Genomic DNA, 17853 nt, shown 5'->3' with positions numbered 1-17853 from the left:
CGATATAACAAAAAAATTATATCCCACTCTGATTAGCATTGACAAATTATACTGAGACATTTAAGGAGGGGTAAAATGAGAATGGTTTTTCTTCTCACTATAGGAATGTTTACGCTTGGATTTGATGCTTATGTAGTAGCTGGTTTGTTACCTGATATCGGAGCAACCTTTAAGACTAGCGACTCACAGACAGGACAGGCAGTCACTGTCTTTACCCTCTGCTTTGCACTTGCAGCCCCCGTTTTCGCAACATTATTAGCGGGCAAACCAGCTCGAAGAATATTAGTTATCGCACTAGTTATTTTCTCATTAGGTAATGCATTGAGTGCACTTGCCTCGAATTTCCCCCTGCTACTATTGGCTCGGGCAATTGCAGGTATTGGAGCTGGTCTCTATTCACCGCTTGCAACAGCCGCAGCAGCCGCACTAGTTCCTCCTCAAAAACGTGGACGTGCCTTAGGTACGGTATTAGGTGGTATGAGTTTGGGCACAGTCATAGGGGTTCCTCTTGGATTAATTATGGCCACAGAGATAGGTTGGCACGGTACGTTGTGGTTAATTACTACACTCGGCATTATTGCTATGATCGGGATTATACTCTGGTTCCCGGACATTCCTGCTTCACAACCAGCTTCATTGCGCCAACGTTTTGCAATGATGACTAATGGACGTGTCACAGCAACAGTGGGCATAACGTTTGTTGCTGCCCTTGCTAGTTTAGGTCTTTACACGTATATTTCTCCAATCTTGCAAGATTTACAGGAAATCCATCAAGTAACACCATATTTATGGGCATGGGGGATTGGTGGTGTTATTGGAAGCTTATCTATTGGGACGCTTATTGATCGAATAGGGCATCCAAGCTGGATTATGGGTGGAATACTTGCTCTATTAGCATTAGCAATGTTTAATTTACCATTGGTGCTTGGAATTCCTTTTCTAGCATTGCTCCCCTTCATGGTATGGGGAGCAATGGGTTGGGCTTCATTGGCCCCACAGCAGCATGTATTACTTCAGCTACAGCCAGAACACGGACCAGCTGTAGTTGCTTTAAATAGCTCAGCTAATTACTTAGGTGGTTCCATGGGATCTGCACTTGGAGGAATCGTGATGGTTGGTGGACTAACACCTTCATATCTTCCAATTGCTTCTGGCTGCCTTGTACTAGTGGCTTTTCTAGGGCAATTGATCATACTTATAATAAATAAACAACGAAAGAAGTAACATGCTGTAAGACCTTTTGAAGTAGATAATAAGAAACTATGAATAGACAGTGAAGAAAAAATAACGATTAATTGGCCTTTGCCCTGTTTGTCATAGAGCTTAGACCGTTAATCGTTCTGGTTATTTTATAATTCATCCTAACAAGGTGCAACAAATATTTATATATAATCTTACGTATTACGTAGCATACTTACATCTAAAAAGTAATGTAGGGATCACTAATAGTACAATTAATTTTAGTTTGACGATTTATAGTGGAGCGTAATTGGCTGATTTTCTTCTAAGGTTGCTTTATATAAACGAATATTGCCAACATTTGATTGGGAAGCAGCAGAATCAACTTCAAAATTCTCGTTCAAAGAAATGGTCAAAGCTGCTTCGTTATTTTTCTTCAAAACAACTGCAAGTGTACCAAAAGTAACACCATATTTATGGGCATGGGGAATTGGTGGTGTTATCGGAAACTTATCTATTGGGACGCTTATTGATCGAATAGGACGTCCAAGCTGGATTATAGGTGGAATACTTGCTCTATTAGCATTAGCAATGTTTAGTTTACCATTGGTGCTTGGAATTACTTTTCTAGCATTTCTCCCCTTCATGGTATGGGGAGAAATGGGTTGGGCTTCATTGGCCCACAGCAGCATGTATTACTTCAGCTACAGCCAGAACACGGATCATCTGTAGTTGTTTTAAACAGCTCAGCTAATTACTTAGGTGGTTCCATGGGATCTGCACTTGGAGGAATCGTGATGGTTGGTGGACTAACACCTTCATATCTTCCAATTGCTTCTGGTTGTATTGTTAGTAGGAGGGTATTATAAATAAAATTGTAGAAAGAATAGTAAGGGGGTACTGCCACCATTTCGGAAATTTTGTACGCTAAGAAAATTTCTATATAGATAAATCCAAATTCTTGTATGTTAAGGAATTTGGATTATGTTATTGGTTTAAGTCTTATTTAATGGTCTAAAGGCTGGTAATGTCTATTAGCATTAAACCTCTGTTCTCCATGTTCTATAACGACTCTGGCCATTTAACCATAAAATATTCTCTATGAACTCCACACCTTCCATAATTTATAAATCCATGTTGTTCGTAGTAATCTACTAACTTGGGTTTTTCTGTATACAAAGCTAAAGGAATATTTATTTGATCAAAAGGATATTTAATTCTTCTATGATCTTTGATACCTCACCTTTCCTATAGGAATGCAAATTCACAACCTCTATTGCGTGATGATAATGATTATTGAATATCCTTTTTGCAGTAGGGGTAGTGCCAGCGAAGCTGACACCACCCCTATAAACAGCGTATTTCTTTGTTTCATAGTCATTACGTATCGTCGTATAAAGGAAATCTACAAACACAAAAGGATAACAGTTGCTTAAAGGGCGACTTTGCCACTCTTTTAAATCAGGAAGCACTGTATCGGTAATTTCGGATATCATTTCATGAGACACAGAGAAACCATAGGTATCTTCGATAGTGGACGAAATATCTCGCTGGAACATTCCTCTTGCATACATGGAGATGACTTTATCCTCGATGGCAGAAACATTTCTTTTGCGCTTGAGAATAAGTTGTGTTTCAAATGACACGGTCACGAGGTACGGCAATATTCATTTCGCCAGCAGTCGTTTTGACTGTCTTTTTTCCGTACCCATTCCGTTTATTGTTTGTTTCTTTTTCTCCTTTGATCCATAGCCCAAATGATGATTCATTTCACCTTTTAACATCGATTCAAACATCGGCCCAAATATGTCCTTTAATGCATGTTGCATAACCTTCTACAGACTTTGGTTGATACTGTTCAATAATCTTGTTAGCTAATTCTACGGAGTTAGGATCTCTTTTAGGTTTTCCCATTTAAAACACTCCTTTAGCTTTATGTTTTTATTTTACCAAATAAAAAAACTGTGTGAGTAAGAAACCGTACGCATTTCTTACTTACACAGTTAATATTACACTCCTGCATTTATGCTAGCTTACATCTATGATTAAAAATACATTGAAGATTTGTATATCCTCTGGTAAACAACCTATCATGCTTCAAGTTTATTTTTATTCATCTGTACGAATAAGTAAGTAACTATCATTAGGTTTTTTTGAGCAACCTACGATGAAATATTCTATTTTTCCATCTTTCTTTCTTTCTTTTTTTATGTTTTCACAATCGTCTTTTTTTACTCCTACATCACCCCCTCCATAATCATCATACCTATTATCATAACTATAATTTATTACATTTCCATCAAAATTCAAGTCCTGAAATATAGGGTCTCCTTCGTTTGTATAACTAGTTATTCGAATAGAATCTTTTTTATTGCTATGAATATTATCTAGAAATTTTAAAAAAATATCTAGGTTGTATACGTTATCTCCACTGTATACAACGTCACCCTTTTTTATCGCTTCTTTTGAATCATATTTTGAAGTTTGAGAACAACCTATAATGTTTACGCTCACTAAAAGTATAATTACTAACTGTATAGTTTTTCTCACGTTATCTCCCTCATGACTTAAATTATTTGTATTGGTTTCTTGCTTCACTAAATATTTTTTGCAAATTCAAAGATAGAGGTTCTTCTGTGTCTTTTAAAACTTCAATTTTGTTGGTTTCTAAAGGTATTTTACCAAAAGTGACTCCTCTTGTAGCAAATACTCCATCTTGTTCTGGTGTTAAAAATAAAAGATATTCTTCATTCACATTCATTTTTTTATATCCATTAAAACTGTATGTTTTGTTTGTTTTTTTATCAAAAAAATTATTTTCTGCTATATTAACTTCTTCTTTTTCTTTAATCTTCTTATTTTTTGTTTCATTTTTATATACCTTTGATATTTTAAAGTTAGTTACTGTATAGCCACCTGCTACTGAACCGTCTACTTCCGATCTATAAATTACTGGACTTTCTTCTCCTATTTTCTTTCCTCGTAGAATGATTTTTGAATTACTTTCTAATTCATCTAGTGACTCAAATCCATCTGTCTTCGCTTCAAATACTAAAGTCTCAGTTGTGGAAAGATTATCTAAAGACTTACCTTGAATAATATTTTTTTCTTCATTCGATTTACTAATTATAAAAACCATTATTGTTAGACAAGATATTAGGATAAGCGAAACACTAGTAATCTTCTTCATAACTTTTACCCCCTTTTAATATTTAGCTCGAAGTCCAGCTTTATCGTCTGATAAAGGATATGCTTTATTATTAAAACCGTATTGGCGCATTACAGAGATACTATTGTTAGATTTTTGGGTGTGAGCTAAACCTGCTTCATGACCTACCTCATGAACTATGACTTCTTTCCTTTGTGTATATGAACTTATGTTTTTCCATTTTTTATAAACCATAATATGCCCACGTCCTTTACTAACAGCATAAATATCGCCGTTATAATAGTTTACATACTCTACCATTACATCCCCGCCCCCTGGAACCCCGGCTTCTTTTCTGAATTGTATTTGGCTTGTGTCATTCCATGCTAATATGCCATATAAAACTTCTCTTCTATTACTATTGAAATCTCCATCTATCCAATAATAAGCATCTAATCTATTTGATAAAGATTTTCCATTAAGTACGTATGCGCTAGAATAAGTGGGGATTGATAGTAAAATAAAAAGTGCTGCCAATATCTTTATAACTTTCTTTCTATTCATTTTAATTCCTCCTTTAAAAGTAGAACATTTATTAAGGTTATTGTCGTGGTAATGAAGGGCTATTCCCCCTTTCTTTTTAATTTCGACATTAATAACCTATATAATAACTTCTGCCTAAAATTTTTCAAACCTGCAAGAATAATCAAATAAATTAAATTTTTTAGGGGGGTTGCCTAAAGGTCTGCACATAAGTTGTAAGTTATCAAAGAACGCTAACTTACAACTCTATGGCTTCTCGCTTCCCTCTAAAACAGCCGATAACCACAAACTGTAGTTTATGGCCAACTACGAAAAAGCGTGTAGTTAGCCATAAATCAACACTTTGTAGGTTCCTGTCTGTTTCTGAACGATTTTTAATTACAAATGTAAGTAGTATTTCTGCAAGTGCTTCTGAAGCTGACAATTATGATGAAAAAGAAGTAGAAGATCTTGCAAAAGTATTAGAAATCTTGTTTGATAAAAGTATAGTTTATGATAATAATGGAACTCCAATTGGTTTCAAAAAAATAACGATTAATTGGCCTTTGCCCTGTTTGTCATAGAGCTTAGACCGTTAATCGTTCTGGTTATTTTTATAATTCATCCTAACAAGGTGCAACAAATATTTATATATAATCTTACGTATTACGTAGCATACTTACATCTAAAAAGTAATGTAGGGATCACTAATAGTACAATTAATTTTAGTTTGAAGATTTATAGTGGAGCGTAATTGGCTGATTTTCTTCTAAGATTGCTTTATATAAACGAATATTGCCAACATTTGATTGGGAGGCAGCAGAATCAACTTCAAAATTCTCGTTCAAAGAAATGGTCCAAGCTGCTTCGTTATTTTTCTTCAAAACAACTGCAAGTGTACCAAACTGTTCAATAGTGTCCCATGTAAACAATTCTGTTTGATTAGCTTGTGTAACAGAAATCCCTTCTTGGTTACTAACTACTTTAATGTTATCACCTTGCCAATTCCCGTGAATTTGTGCACCAACATAATAATAGCTTGTACCATCACCTCGATCCCCATATGTGGCTATAAATTGCTGTATCGAGTTGTCTGCCGTTTTATAAGTAACGGCTGCGATATCTTTAGCTAACCAATCTACCTTAAAATCGCCAATTATCTCGGCTGGTAAGCTATCTTTTGGACGAGCTAAAATACCATACGACCTATAGTAAACGGCTGATCCACTCTCAACATTTTTTTAATAGATAGTACATGTTTAAAGTCAGGTGAAACACTTGTTATATTGTTAACTTGTTTATTACTGTCTACTAGAAGTACTACATGAACAGCGATAAATAGGAATATGATACTAGAACCTATTATTTTGAATCGTTTAGTGATTCGCAGCAATAGAATATTTGCAAGAAATAAACAGGCCACACAGACAATATTAATCATATAAAATAATCTATTATCAATATACTCTACTTGAAACCTATCGTGAACAATCAAATATCCTATTTGTAAACAAAAAAGGCAATTGTAAAAAGAAATAACATCCAGCCTATCCATTTTTGTTTCGTGCTATTTCGCTTCATTCAGCTGTACCTCCATTGAAAATTCCCATGTTTTACCGTTATCTTTTGAAATAAATTTACCTTTTACTTTTCCGCCTTCATAATAAAAGACACAGGAAAAACTAAAATACATTTGGCTGCATTCTAGTTTTTCTTCTATCTTATTTACTTACTGATTTTAGCTGTTAATATTGTGCCAGCAATCCTTTTTTCATTGCTATCCGTTCACAGCAAAGAAAGGTTGCTAAGCCTAAAGTAAAGTAAATAATCGCATTAATAAGCAATATTGCTATATCCCCCAAATTTATAGAGGATAAAGTTAAGCCTTCTATCATCACACTTCGCATTAAATCCACACCTTTTACAAATGGAAAGAAAGATAAGATAGGTGCAACAGATAATGGAATAAACGTTAACCCCATTAAAATAAACTGTAAAATTTGGAGAAAAGCTTGTACTTGTTTCAACACTATTGAAATACCTGCAATAATTAAGCCTAGCCCATACATACTAAAAAGTGTCAATACTAGAATTGGGATTATAGTCACCACATCAATATTTAGCCATTGTCCGGTAGTTAGCATAGACATGAGTAATAATATAACGACAATTATAAAATTCAGTATTGTTGTGGCAACAAGTCTAGCAGTCATGATTCTCCATATCCCCATAGGTGACATAGCAAGTTGCTCTAGTGTACCTCGCATGGATTCATTGATGATATCAAAGCCAATTTGATTTATAACCATTACCGTCAAAAACCAAAAAACATAATTGACAATAATATATTGCGTGTTTACATCCTGAGTACCAGGATCCCCAATTACTTGAATACCTAAAAACATTGCTAAAAAGATGAAATAAAAAGTAAGTAGCATAGCTATGGTATTAGGTAGATAGCGTTTTAGCTCTATGTACTCTTTACGAACATTTGTCTTAAGAAGGATATACCATCGCATATTCTTTCTCTCCCTTTACAATTTTCATAAAGATTTCTTCAAAATTAACTGTTTGTCTATCAATTGTCTCAACCGGGATATGCTCAAGCTTCAATACATCAAACAAATCATAAATTTCTTTACTATGATTTAGATCAACCTCGATTGTAGATTGTATGGAATCTGGTATGTATTCTAGCCCTGGAAACTTTTCTACCAACATCTTATACTGCCGATCAGTCAAATGATCACCTAGTTGAATCTTGTAGGAGCGAACTTCAAACAAACGTAGTAGGTTTTCCACATTATCATTTGCAACTACTTTTCCGTAGTTAATAACAATAGTCCGGTTACAAATAGCTTGAATGACATCCATATCATGAGAGCTGATAATAATAGTTCGGTTATACCCTTTGGCAATTGACTTCAATAGTTCGCGAACCTCATAGCTTGTTTCAATATCAAGTCCTAAAGTTGGTTCGTCCAGTAAAATAATCTCGCTATCTGCAAGCATTGCAACTGCAATGGCAAGTTTTTGCTGCATTCCGCGCGAAAGTCGATTCACTAATTCATTTTCTTTGTCTTTTAGATTAAACTTGGTCAAAAGGCCTTCAATTTGTTCAGCAATATCTTTACTAGAAAGTCCTCTATTTCCAGCAAAATACTCTAAATTTTCCTTTACTGATAGACGCCAATACAGGTTACGATTCCCTTCAAGTACTGCGCTTATATGGCGTAGCGCATCCAATCGCTTCTTTTGGGTGTTAATGCCATTTACTATAATAGAGCCATCATCTGGAATAAGAAGTCCACAGATCATCTTAATCATAGTAGACTTTCCTGCACCATTTGGACCTAACAGACCCAAAATCTCTCCCCGATTAACCGAAAATGAAATATCATCTACAGCTATTAGAGATTCTTTCGTTTTTCTTTTTTTATAGACCTTTTTAAGGTTTTTTACTTCAATTATGGCTTCCATCTTCACCATCCCTTCTGCTTTTTATTATACGACCTTGTCTCTTCATCATTATATCGAATGTTCTGAAAAAGAGAAAATGATACTCTTTCATAAATCGTCATATCATTTTCTCCATTAGCTAACAAAAAGCTATATTTAATTCTTTTCTATAACTGATCTTTTTCTCTCCTTGGTATGCAATAATTCGTAAACACATGGAATCACTACTAACGTTAATAAGGTAGATATAGTTAATCCTCCAATAACAACAACTGCTAAGCTTTTTGATACAAGGCTTCCTGTTTCTGCTGTTCCAAATAACAGTGGAATCATGGCACTGATTGTGGAGATAGCTGTCATGATAATCGGACGTAATCTCCGTTGTGAGGCTTCTAATAAGGATTCTCTTATACTCATCGCTTTCTCATTTTGTTTTACGCGATCTAATAAGACAATTGCGTTTGTCACTACGATACCAATGAGCATTAATGCCCCTAATAATACGGTCGTATCTACTGAAATTCCTGTAATTAATAAGCCAACAATGGAACCAATTAATGCTAGCGGCAATGTGATGAGTATCGCAATTGGTGTTTTAATCCCTTTATAAGTTACAACAAGGATTAAAAATACTAAGCCAATGGAAATGCCCATCGTCATGAATAGATCATTGAAGTCTTCTGATTGTTGGACATTAGCTCCACCAATAAATACTTCAACATCTTCGGGAATTTTAATCCCATTTTTCTCGCCATCTCCGAATATAGTAGTACGAATATCTGCATTAATTTCGGATAGTTTTGTTGGATCTATTTTTGCCGTTACTTGTAAGAATGGTTCGCCATCTTTATGATACTGATTGGTAGCTGTACGCTCACTCTTTAACGATGCTACTTCGGTAATAGGTGTAGGGCCGTCTTCACTTAATATCGAGATATCCTCTAAATCCTCTTCTGTTTCAGTGCTCAGCAATGGTTCTAATACAATATTAGTCTTTTCACCTTGAAGATCAATCGTCCCAATTGGTGTTTTATTTAATAATATGCCTAGTTGAGATGCCACTTGCTCAGTATTGATTTTAGCAGAATTCACTTCAAACGAATAAACGCTTTTCTTCTCTTGTTGGTTTGTTGTGACTTCCTCAATTCCCTCTACATCTTCAATCTGTTCGACTATTTCATTTGTAACATCTTCAATATTCTCTAAATTATCACCTGTTACATCAATATTAATATCTGTTGCTGTTGATCCAAGGAAAGAAGCTGCTACTACACTGTAATCAGCGCCCGAAAATAAATCCTGTTGCTGCTCTATCTCCTCCATTATACGATCAACCTCTTCTTCATCTGAAAGTAACACTCTCACCTGTGCCTCTGTAGGCGACTTAACGACTCCCGATTGAACGGCAGAGCTCGAGTTACCCAAATAGGTGATAACATGTTTAACTCCTTCTATTTTCTGAACTTTCGACTCCAGCTTCAATGTGCTTTCTGTTACCTTTTTAAGCGGAGTATCAGAGGGATATTTTAATGTTGCTTGTATATAATCTGTACTCGAATCATCCACTACTCCTTTTGGCATTACGAAATATGCACCGATTGAACCAAAGAATAATAATAAAGCAATCGTTAACGTGATGAACTTATGGCTCAATGACCAGTTAACAACCTTTCTAAATCGGACAGGTGGTTTATACTCTGTTAATTTTGAACCTTTTAATAGTCCTGCACTCATAAGCGGAACGACTGTTAATGCAACTAGTAATGAAGCAAGTAACGAATACGTAATTGTTAAGGCAAATGGTAAAATAAATTCTTGTAAACTCCCATTCACTAGCCCTATCGGTAAAAAAACAGCGACAGTTGTCAAAGTTGCAACAGTAATTGCTCCGCCTACTTCCCTTGTTGCATCAATTATCATCCCTACCGAGAACTTTTCTTGTTGCATTTTCTTAAATATGTTTTCAATCACAACGATACTATCATCTACTAAACGCCCAACTGCTACAGCTACACCACCGAGTGTTAAAATATTTAACGTAATTCCTGATTGGGATAATAAAATTAATGTAATACATAGTGATAATGGTATTGAAACAATCGTAATAAAGGTAGAACGAATTTTCCGAAGGAATAGCATAATTACAATTGTTGCAAATAGAGCGCCAATAAGAACTTCTTTGATCATCGATTGTACCGATGATTTGACCATATCCGCTGTAGTCAGGTACACAGTAGCTTCTAAATTATCATATTTATCACTTATTTCTTTTGTTATGCTATCGACCTCTTCACTAAGTGTCACTGCATTGGATGTACTATCTTTAACAATGGTAAATTCAATACTATCCTCCCCATTAAAGCGATTAATAACATCTCCTGGTCTAGTTTTTTGAATAATAGCAATATCTTCGAGCTGAACATTTTTTGATACAGTAATATTCTCAAGGTCTTCTAGACTATCTATATTACCAACTACTGTAATATTACTAGCATTACCTTCAATGATATTTTCTCCTACTGCAAATGACCCATCCTGCCCTTGTAGAGCCTCAATAACAGTTTGAACTGGTATTTGTAATTCATCTAATTCTTCACGATCTAATTGGATTGAAACAAAGGAATCTTCAACTCCCTGTATTTGTACTTCTGCTACTCCTTCTGTATCTCTGTATATTGGCTCCAGTTTTTCTTTTACAAAGTCTAGATTTTCTGCTGTGATACCATCTTTAAAAGTTATTGCTACAAAGGAAATTGGAATAGAGGACGTATCCAGCTTTGTTACAGAAGGTTTTGATACGTAATTAGGTAAAGATACCGAATCTACTAATTCTTGTACATCTTGTCTTGCTTGATCCATATCTGTTCCATATTCAAAAAACACATCAATCTTACTGTAACCATCACCAGTTGTTGAAAGAACTCCACTCTTTCCAGTTACCGCTGCAATTGATTGTTCAATCGGACTTGTGACATCAGTTTCCATCGACTTAGAATTAACACCCTGCCCCATTGCGATGATTCTAATCTGTGGTGTTTCCGCTTTTGGCAAGAATTCCATAGGCATCCTAAAGTAACTAAGGACTCCCAATATCAGAACAATTAAGGTTACTAGAGTTACAGCCGCTTTGTTGGCAAAAGACCATTTGGTAAACCAAGACATCTTTAAAACTCCCCTTTGCAATGTTGTTTTGTGAAATTAGGCCATAAAAAGCTTAATCTTTATAGACCATATTGGTATAGCTTCTGATAATACCTTTATAAAAGAAGGTCATGACAAAAACAAACCAACCTACCCCTAGTAAAAGCGGGAAGGTAAATTTCACACTCATGATTTGCTCCAATACCTTCATCGCTACCACACTGTGGACAATACCAATTATGATAGGGATTAAGAATGCAATTCCAACCGTTAAATTAACCGAACGCTGGACTTCTTTTCTACTCATGCCAACCTTTTTAAGCATCGCATATTGTTCTTTATCAGAAAAAGCATCACTTAAAAACTTAAAGTAAATCGTACTAAATGTCGCAAGCATGAATACAATCGAAATAATTAAACCTAAGAAAAACAATGTTCCTAAAGCATAGTACTCCCAGATATATTGTTTCGGATTCTCATAAAGCATTTGCTCCCCATTAGGAATTATTTGTTTGATATTACTAATTAACTCACTACTGTTCTCCTGATTGGTGATGTCTACTCCAGTAAGCGTTAGTTCTTCAAAATCTTGAACATGTCTTTCATAATCTTGATCTTGGAGAACATACACGTTCATTCGTCCATACTTACTATTGTTACCTATAAATGGAACTTGGGTAAATTCTGCAATCTGGAAATCAGTTTTATTTATCTTCATCTTATCTCCGAGAATATTCATAGGAGAAGCAATCGTATTAGGATTTAGAATAAATGTCGCTTCATTTTGAGATGGCTTAATCTGATCTAACAGATTGTCTCTACCTTTATACTGTAAATACTCCAGTGTTTTCTCCATCTGTGAATAGCTCGTAATTATAGCTTCATTATTTTTATCCACTTCATTACGGGAATCATCATAATGGACCTTTCCAATAAAAAAATGCAGATCATGAACTCCCTTTAAGCTATGTTCAGAAGACTCAACAGCTTCTCTAACCAATTCATTAGTATCTGGGGATTCACTCTCAACGCTAAAACTATAAGGTGTTTCAATCACTTCGTGACTATTTGCAAATTGATTAAATGAAATACTAACGCTAAATGCTGTAACGGTCGCCGCTGCCAAAATTGCTGTCATTGCTAAACTTCGATAGTTCTCCTTTAACCGAAAAAAAATACTGCTTATACTGATTAGTCTTACATCCTTATAAATAAAACGCTTTGTCTTAATTAAGTTACTTAAAATGACTGTTAATGAACTTCCAAAAAATAAGTATGTTCCTAGACTAACTAAAAACACGATCGCTACCGCAGCAAGCAATAAGTCTAATTGCCAAGGCTTAATATTAAGTGCAATGAAATAGCCTGCTACAATTAAAAAAATGCTTAGAATACCTTTAGGTAGACTATATTTTGGCTTAGCAGGTTTTTCTTTCGTAGCATGTAACATATCGATTAACTGTTTCTTCTTGATAGCACTATAATTCTTAATTCCCAGTAAGATAAAGATAACCCCAAACACCAATATTAACTGTATAATTGCTTCTATTGAAATATTGAATGGTAATACAACATCTAAAAACATTGCCTTACTTAATAACATAAAGAAAAGCTTGGAAAATAAGATACCAATGATCAAGCCAACAGTAAAAGCTAATCCACCAATAAACAAACCTTCTAGCGCTAATACTCTGCCAATTCTAGCATTGCTAATTCCCATCAACATATAAAGCCCAATTTCTTTTTGACGCTGTTTTATAAAAAAACTGTTCGCATGCCACATAAAAAATACAACTGTACATATCAAGACAAATCCAGAGGCGAAACTAGCTACTACAGCAGACTGGACTCTTTCGGTTAATTCCACAAATTTATCATTATACTGAATGGCCGCGAAATTATAGTAAGTAGCAACTGTTACTACTAACACTAAAAAATACAGACCATAGATATTAGAATTGTTTCGCATTAGCTTAAAAGCAATTCTAAAGGAGTTCATTATCCGAACCTCCCAGGATAGCAAGCATATCTAATACTTTTGTAAACATTTCCTGTTTGTTACCATTACTATCTAATCTACCGTGCATCTTTCCGTCCTTTAAGAACATTACACGATCACAGTAACTGGCTGCATTGGAATCATGTGTTACCATAATAATGGTGATCCCTAACCTACTATTAACATTTTTAAAGCACTCTAACACATCAGATGAATACTTAGAATCCAATGCTCCAGTTGGTTCATCTGCAAAAATAACCTTTGGATCCGTAATTAGAGCTCTACAGATAGCTACTCTTTGTTTTTGACCTCCAGATAATTCAACAGGATATTTATCCATTTGGTCGGAGATCCCTAATAGCTTCGTGAACGTATCAATTTTTTGTAAAATAATTTCATGTCTTACATTATTTAAAGTAAGTGGTAAGGCGATATTATCTCTTACCGTCATATTGTCTAATAAATTAAAGGATTGAAAAACAAAACCAATATTATCTCTTCGGAACCCAGCTAAATTCTCTCCTTTAAATTCATTTAAATCCTTACCATCTAGTAAGACTTTTCCATACGTAGGTTTATCAATTGTAGACATAATATTAAGCAATGTAGTTTTACCTGAACCAGATGGCCCCATAATGCCAACAAATTCTCCTTCGTTAATGTCGAAGCTTACTTCTTTTAATGCCCGAAAAGAATTACTTGATTTACCGTATTCTTTAATTACATTGGATAGTTCTACTATTTTTTTCAAAGATTTCAACCTCCAACCCAACTTAATTACGTTTTAATTTTATTATAATTCGCAATAAAATCACTCTCTATCGATTTAGGTTACATTTTAAATAGTTATGTGACATTTATGTTAGTTTTCTAGAATTTTAAATTAAAGTAAGGAGGATAATGACTACAAAGGAGGGACATCTATATGCATAACCAGAAATTTGAGGTTGAAACTAAAATAAGGGAGATCATTTCTCCCTTAAGATAACCTATCTTGCAAATGATTGGTAATTAAGTTGTCCAGGGGTATAACGGTAACAGGTGCAGGAGTATTATTACTCATCGAACATAGTGCAAGCTTATATTTTGGATCGACTGTCATTAGTTTTACATTATACTTACTTATCGTATTATGGACCTCAATCTTAAATTTATTATTTAATGCGGTTATGGAAAATGAATCCAATGGAATGGATAACCCATGTCCCCTTGCTTTTATATAGCTTTCTTTCATCGTCCATATTTCATAAAATCTATCCAGCTGAGCAGAAGAATTAGAAAATATATAATGGCATTCTACATCCGTAAAAAATTGATTTGCTATTTGTAAATCAATAGACTGTACATGTTCAACATCAATACCGACAGGGGTCTTATCCAGTGCACAGACGACCCAGTTTTCAGAATGACTTAAATTAAATGCAATATTTGGTACATTTTGCAAAAATGGTTTCCCAGATGGGTTAAGTTGAAAGTGAATTTCACCGTTGGTAAATCCCTTTATGTTTAAGAGGTAACGAATTAATAACTCTGCTACTAGACTTCTTTCCGCATCTTTAACAAATTTAAATCGATTAATTCTCTTCTGTTTTTCATACGGTAATATGCTTAATAATTGCTGAAACGGTTGGTCACCAATTCCTTGTGCAATGTTTACACCATAAACTTCACACATTGAATGTTGGCCCCATTCCTTTAGTTAAGCTGTTTATTTCATTTCCTAGAACATTACAAACGATATCTGTTACTTGCCTTGTATTCTCATTAATAAAAAAATGTCCCCCAGGGATTCGATGATATTTACTGTTCCCACTTATTATTTCATCCCATTGTATTATGTCATTCCATTGAACCGTGTGATCGTTATTGCCATGAAATATAGAAAAATCATAGTCTAAACGATGATTTGATTGGCTATATTCATACGTTTCAATCAACTTAAAATCTGCTCGTAGGATAGGTACAAAAATCTCAGCCAACTCCTTATTTTCAAAAATCTCTCGTTCCATTCCACCATAATTTACAATTTTCTTTACAAATTCATCAAATGGTAAATCGTGATAATCATAAAATGGATTCTTTATATGTGGTGCTTTTCTTCCGGAAATAAAAATATGTACGGGGTCTTGATGGCTTTCCTTTTTTAATCTTTGACAAAGTTCGTATGTAATAAGTCCACCCATGCTATGACCAAATATTGCATAAGGTTCCTGTAATTGATCTTTAATGCTCGTATAAATATCCTCTATCATATCATCCATATTATCTATTAAAGCCTCATTTATCCTACGTCCTCTACCTGTTAATTCTACTTCTACGATTTCGATATTAGCACTTACTAATCTTTTCCACTTCGAATAAACAGTAGCAGACCCGCCAGCATATGGGATACAGAAAAGTTTTATCTTTTTCATTATGAAACTCCCACCTTTTCTTAAACTTTTAACCATTAGATGCTATGTTGAAGTAATCTGATAGCTTATAAAATATAATTGTAAACGCTGTATATTCTCCTTCTTCACTCTTAACATCTATACCGATTTGAAGCATTTCTGATATTTTCTTTGTATAGTAAAGTCCCATACCAGTAGATTTGGTAACGTTTTTTCCATTTTTACCAGTAAAGCCTTTGTCAAAAATCCTCCCCAAATCCTCTTTAGGAATACCAATGCCATCATCTTTAATGTAAATATAATATGCATGATCATCCTCTTCACTATTAATCTGTACTGTTCCCCTTTTTTGGGTATACTTACTACTATTATTTAATATTTGGGTAAAAATGTAATAAACCCACCTTTTATCATTAATAACCGTAATATGGTGTAAATCCGTATTAATCGTAATGTCTTTATTAATCAAGAAAAGCGCATTCTCTTTTATTGCCATTCTTAGAACTTGACCAACGTCTATTCTTTCAGCAACTGTATCCTGACTATAATGATTTGCTCGAGTGATATATAGCGTTTGATTTACTCTAAATTTAATTTGCTCTATTTGATTTCGTAAATCTCTTACCTTTATATCTTCTGTCTCATCAAGTAGCAGGTCACATACTGCTATATTAACTTTAATGTCATGAACCCATTGTGTAATATAATCTTGTATTTCATTGATTTTCTTTTTAAACGCTTCTTCATTGTTTTGGTGTTGAAATCGTTGTTGCTGTAATAAAGTATAGAGCATATTTATAATGTAATCATCATCATGAATGGCCATTTTTTCTAGTTCTTCCATCGAGCTTTTCATAGCTTTGTTATATTTATTTTTTTGTTGCCAAAATCCAATTAATAGAAAAGATAGTTGTATAATGATTAGTAGGCCGTTCATATACAATAAATCAGAAGATCTATATTCTACTACAGTACTAATGTAAATACTATTAACAATAAAAAGTACAATTACGTTACTTACCACCCATAGCTTGTGAGCTTTTAAATAATCTTGTATCTTCATTGAATTATATAACCCATTCCTCTTTTCGTTACTATATAATTCACGACACCGATATCTTCTAATCTACTTCGTAAACGATTAATATTAACAGTTAAGGTATTTTCGTTTACATAAATATCATCATCCCAGAGCTTCTTCATTAATCGATCTCGTGTGACCACTTTTCCTTTATTCTCCATCAATGTTTTTAAAATTTCAAACTCATTTTTTGTAAGCTCTACCCTCTGATCTTGGTGGTAAACCGCTGTATCGCTTAAATTTAGTATGACCTGCTTACATTCAATGATTTGATTGGAATCTGATTTATACTCATACGTACGTCTAATAATTGCTTGCAGTTTGGCAACTAGTACATAACTATCAAAAGGCTTTTGTATATAATCGTCTCCACCATTATTGATAGCCATTACAATATCCATATTACTGTTTCTTGAGGAACAAAAGATTATAGGAACACTTGAAATCTCTCTAATCTTTTTACACCAGTAAAATCCATCAAAAGACGGGATATTAATGTCCATTAAAATAATATGAGGCTCTTCTTTTTCAAACACTTTTAAAATATTTTCAAAGTCATTACAAACCATTGTATGAAAATTCCATTTTTCAAGGAGAGTCTTCAATACGTTTGCCATGTTTTCATCATCTTCAATGATTAATAATTTATAAACACCTTTCAACATGTTCACCTTCCCTAAGTAGAATCTCAACTAGGTGATTAAACGATTACACTTTTATATGTATTGTAAAGCATAATCAAAAAAGATGAAAATATGGATTAAAATAGTGTAGAAAAATTGAAATATATATTTATCTCGATATAACCGGCAGTAAGACCTCCATTTCAAAAGTGAAACCAATATGGATATGTGGCGATCGACTGCCGGTAAATGGCCGATTGGTTCAACAAAGTCCTTTAGGTCATACCCTTGTGGTACTACAATCGTAG

General features: G+C 34.2%; 16 protein-coding genes and 1 pseudogene. 2 read left to right on the top strand and 15 right to left on the bottom strand.

Annotated elements, in window-relative coordinates:
* Window positions 1-75 precede the first annotated feature (75 nt).
* Complete coding sequence (locus RVS70_RS11415; protein ID WP_321133353.1) at window positions 76-1224, top strand: MFS transporter; 1149 nt, start codon at window positions 76-78, stop codon at window positions 1222-1224.
* Between the two features lie 236 nt (window positions 1225-1460).
* On the opposite strand, the gene RVS70_RS11410 is transcribed toward RVS70_RS11415, so the two are convergent.
* Window positions 1461-1871, bottom strand: a complete 411-nt coding sequence (locus RVS70_RS11410; RefSeq protein ID WP_321133351.1) for a hypothetical protein — start codon at window positions 1869-1871, stop codon at window positions 1461-1463.
* Here RVS70_RS11410 and RVS70_RS11405 point away from each other — a divergent pair.
* Window positions 1845-2048 (top strand): hypothetical protein, encoded by a 204-nt coding sequence (locus tag RVS70_RS11405; protein ID WP_240455722.1) that lies wholly within the window; start codon window positions 1845-1847, stop codon window positions 2046-2048. The two genes, RVS70_RS11410 and RVS70_RS11405, sit on opposite strands and share 27 nt — an antisense overlap.
* Window positions 2049-2528: 480 nt before the next feature.
* Here the strand turns inward: RVS70_RS11405 and RVS70_RS11400 are convergent.
* From RVS70_RS11400 to RVS70_RS11335, 14 genes and pseudogenes are all read right to left on the bottom strand, one after another.
* Window positions 2529-3093 (bottom strand): annotated as a pseudogene (locus tag RVS70_RS11400) (transposase); the annotation flags it as partial.
* A 195-nt stretch (window positions 3094-3288) separates the two neighbouring features.
* The gene (locus RVS70_RS11395; protein WP_321133348.1) at window positions 3289-3729 is read right to left on the bottom strand and encodes a DUF4362 domain-containing protein; all 441 of its coding nucleotides are present in this window, start codon (window positions 3727-3729) and stop codon (window positions 3289-3291) included.
* 22 nt (window positions 3730-3751) lie between these two features.
* On the bottom strand, window positions 3752-4369 hold the full coding sequence (locus RVS70_RS11390) for a hypothetical protein (RefSeq protein WP_051388429.1): 618 nt from the start codon (window positions 4367-4369) through the stop codon (window positions 3752-3754).
* Between the two features lie 15 nt (window positions 4370-4384).
* Window positions 4385-4891 carry a matrixin family metalloprotease gene (locus RVS70_RS11385; RefSeq protein WP_051388428.1) on the bottom strand — a complete coding sequence of 169 codons (507 nt, stop codon included), beginning with the start codon at window positions 4889-4891 and terminating at the stop codon, window positions 4385-4387.
* Between the two features lie 683 nt (window positions 4892-5574).
* Window positions 5575-5781: a hypothetical protein gene (locus RVS70_RS11380; protein ID WP_026682518.1), complete on the bottom strand. Its 207-nt coding sequence runs from the start codon at window positions 5779-5781 to the stop codon at window positions 5575-5577.
* 813 nt (window positions 5782-6594) lie between these two features.
* Entirely contained in the window at window positions 6595-7368 is a 774-nt protein-coding gene (locus RVS70_RS11375; protein WP_026682516.1) for an ABC transporter permease, read from the bottom strand.
* Window positions 7346-8329 (bottom strand): ABC transporter ATP-binding protein, encoded by a 984-nt coding sequence (locus tag RVS70_RS11370; RefSeq protein WP_026682515.1) that lies wholly within the window; start codon window positions 8327-8329, stop codon window positions 7346-7348. The genes RVS70_RS11375 and RVS70_RS11370 overlap by 23 nt, the downstream gene beginning before the upstream one ends.
* Window positions 8330-8464: 135 nt before the next feature.
* A complete protein-coding gene (locus tag RVS70_RS11365; protein WP_026682514.1) occupies window positions 8465-11470 on the bottom strand; it encodes an efflux RND transporter permease subunit in 3006 nt (1001 codons plus the stop codon).
* A gap of 52 nt (window positions 11471-11522) precedes the next feature.
* Window positions 11523-13448 carry an ABC transporter permease gene (locus tag RVS70_RS11360; RefSeq protein WP_121604760.1) on the bottom strand — a complete coding sequence of 642 codons (1926 nt, stop codon included), beginning with the start codon at window positions 13446-13448 and terminating at the stop codon, window positions 11523-11525.
* Window positions 13435-14199, bottom strand: a complete 765-nt coding sequence (locus RVS70_RS11355; protein WP_026682512.1) for an ABC transporter ATP-binding protein — start codon at window positions 14197-14199, stop codon at window positions 13435-13437. The genes RVS70_RS11360 and RVS70_RS11355 overlap by 14 nt, the downstream gene beginning before the upstream one ends.
* Before the next feature lie 228 nt (window positions 14200-14427).
* Window positions 14428-15123 (bottom strand): 4'-phosphopantetheinyl transferase family protein, encoded by a 696-nt coding sequence (locus RVS70_RS11350; protein ID WP_026682511.1) that lies wholly within the window; start codon window positions 15121-15123, stop codon window positions 14428-14430.
* Window positions 15116-15862, bottom strand: coding sequence for a thioesterase II family protein (locus RVS70_RS11345; protein ID WP_026682510.1), 747 nt, complete (start codon window positions 15860-15862; stop codon window positions 15116-15118). Before RVS70_RS11345 ends, RVS70_RS11350 begins: the two co-directional genes overlap by 8 nt.
* Before the next feature lie 28 nt (window positions 15863-15890).
* The gene (locus RVS70_RS11340) at window positions 15891-16904 is read right to left on the bottom strand and encodes a sensor histidine kinase (protein WP_321133342.1); all 1014 of its coding nucleotides are present in this window, start codon (window positions 16902-16904) and stop codon (window positions 15891-15893) included.
* Window positions 16901-17587: a response regulator transcription factor gene (locus RVS70_RS11335; protein ID WP_034679502.1), complete on the bottom strand. Its 687-nt coding sequence runs from the start codon at window positions 17585-17587 to the stop codon at window positions 16901-16903. Before RVS70_RS11335 ends, RVS70_RS11340 begins: the two co-directional genes overlap by 4 nt.
* Window positions 17588-17853 lie beyond the last annotated feature (266 nt).

This window comes from Virgibacillus sp. M23 (genome assembly GCF_034190895.1).
GTDB lineage: Bacteria > Bacillota > Bacilli > Bacillales > Amphibacillaceae > Virgibacillus > Virgibacillus salarius.
Note: the sequence above shows the minus strand (reverse complement) of the source record. Positions and strands in the feature narration are given on the sequence as shown.

Excerpts from the sequence above, each read along its gene's own strand:
- RVS70_RS11415 (WP_321133353.1), top strand. The coding sequence starts at position 76 with ATGAGAATGGTTTTTCTTCTCACTATAGGAATGTTTACGCTTGGATTT.
- RVS70_RS11410 (WP_321133351.1), bottom strand. The coding sequence starts at position 1,871 with ATGCTGCTGTGGGCCAATGAAGCCCAACCCATTTCTCCCCATACCATG.
- RVS70_RS11390 (WP_051388429.1), bottom strand. The coding sequence starts at position 4,369 with ATGAAGAAGATTACTAGTGTTTCGCTTATCCTAATATCTTGTCTAACA.
- RVS70_RS11385 (WP_051388428.1), bottom strand. The coding sequence starts at position 4,891 with ATGAATAGAAAGAAAGTTATAAAGATATTGGCAGCACTTTTTATTTTA.
- RVS70_RS11375 (WP_026682516.1), bottom strand. The coding sequence starts at position 7,368 with ATGCGATGGTATATCCTTCTTAAGACAAATGTTCGTAAAGAGTACATA.
- RVS70_RS11370 (WP_026682515.1), bottom strand. The coding sequence starts at position 8,329 with ATGGAAGCCATAATTGAAGTAAAAAACCTTAAAAAGGTCTATAAAAAA.
- RVS70_RS11365 (WP_026682514.1), bottom strand. The coding sequence starts at position 11,470 with ATGTCTTGGTTTACCAAATGGTCTTTTGCCAACAAAGCGGCTGTAACT.
- RVS70_RS11360 (WP_121604760.1), bottom strand. The coding sequence starts at position 13,448 with ATGAACTCCTTTAGAATTGCTTTTAAGCTAATGCGAAACAATTCTAAT.
- RVS70_RS11350 (WP_026682511.1), bottom strand. The coding sequence starts at position 15,123 with ATGTGTGAAGTTTATGGTGTAAACATTGCACAAGGAATTGGTGACCAA.
- RVS70_RS11345 (WP_026682510.1), bottom strand. The coding sequence starts at position 15,862 with ATGAAAAAGATAAAACTTTTCTGTATCCCATATGCTGGCGGGTCTGCT.
- RVS70_RS11340 (WP_321133342.1), bottom strand. The coding sequence starts at position 16,904 with ATGAAGATACAAGATTATTTAAAAGCTCACAAGCTATGGGTGGTAAGT.
- RVS70_RS11335 (WP_034679502.1), bottom strand. The coding sequence starts at position 17,587 with ATGTTGAAAGGTGTTTATAAATTATTAATCATTGAAGATGATGAAAAC.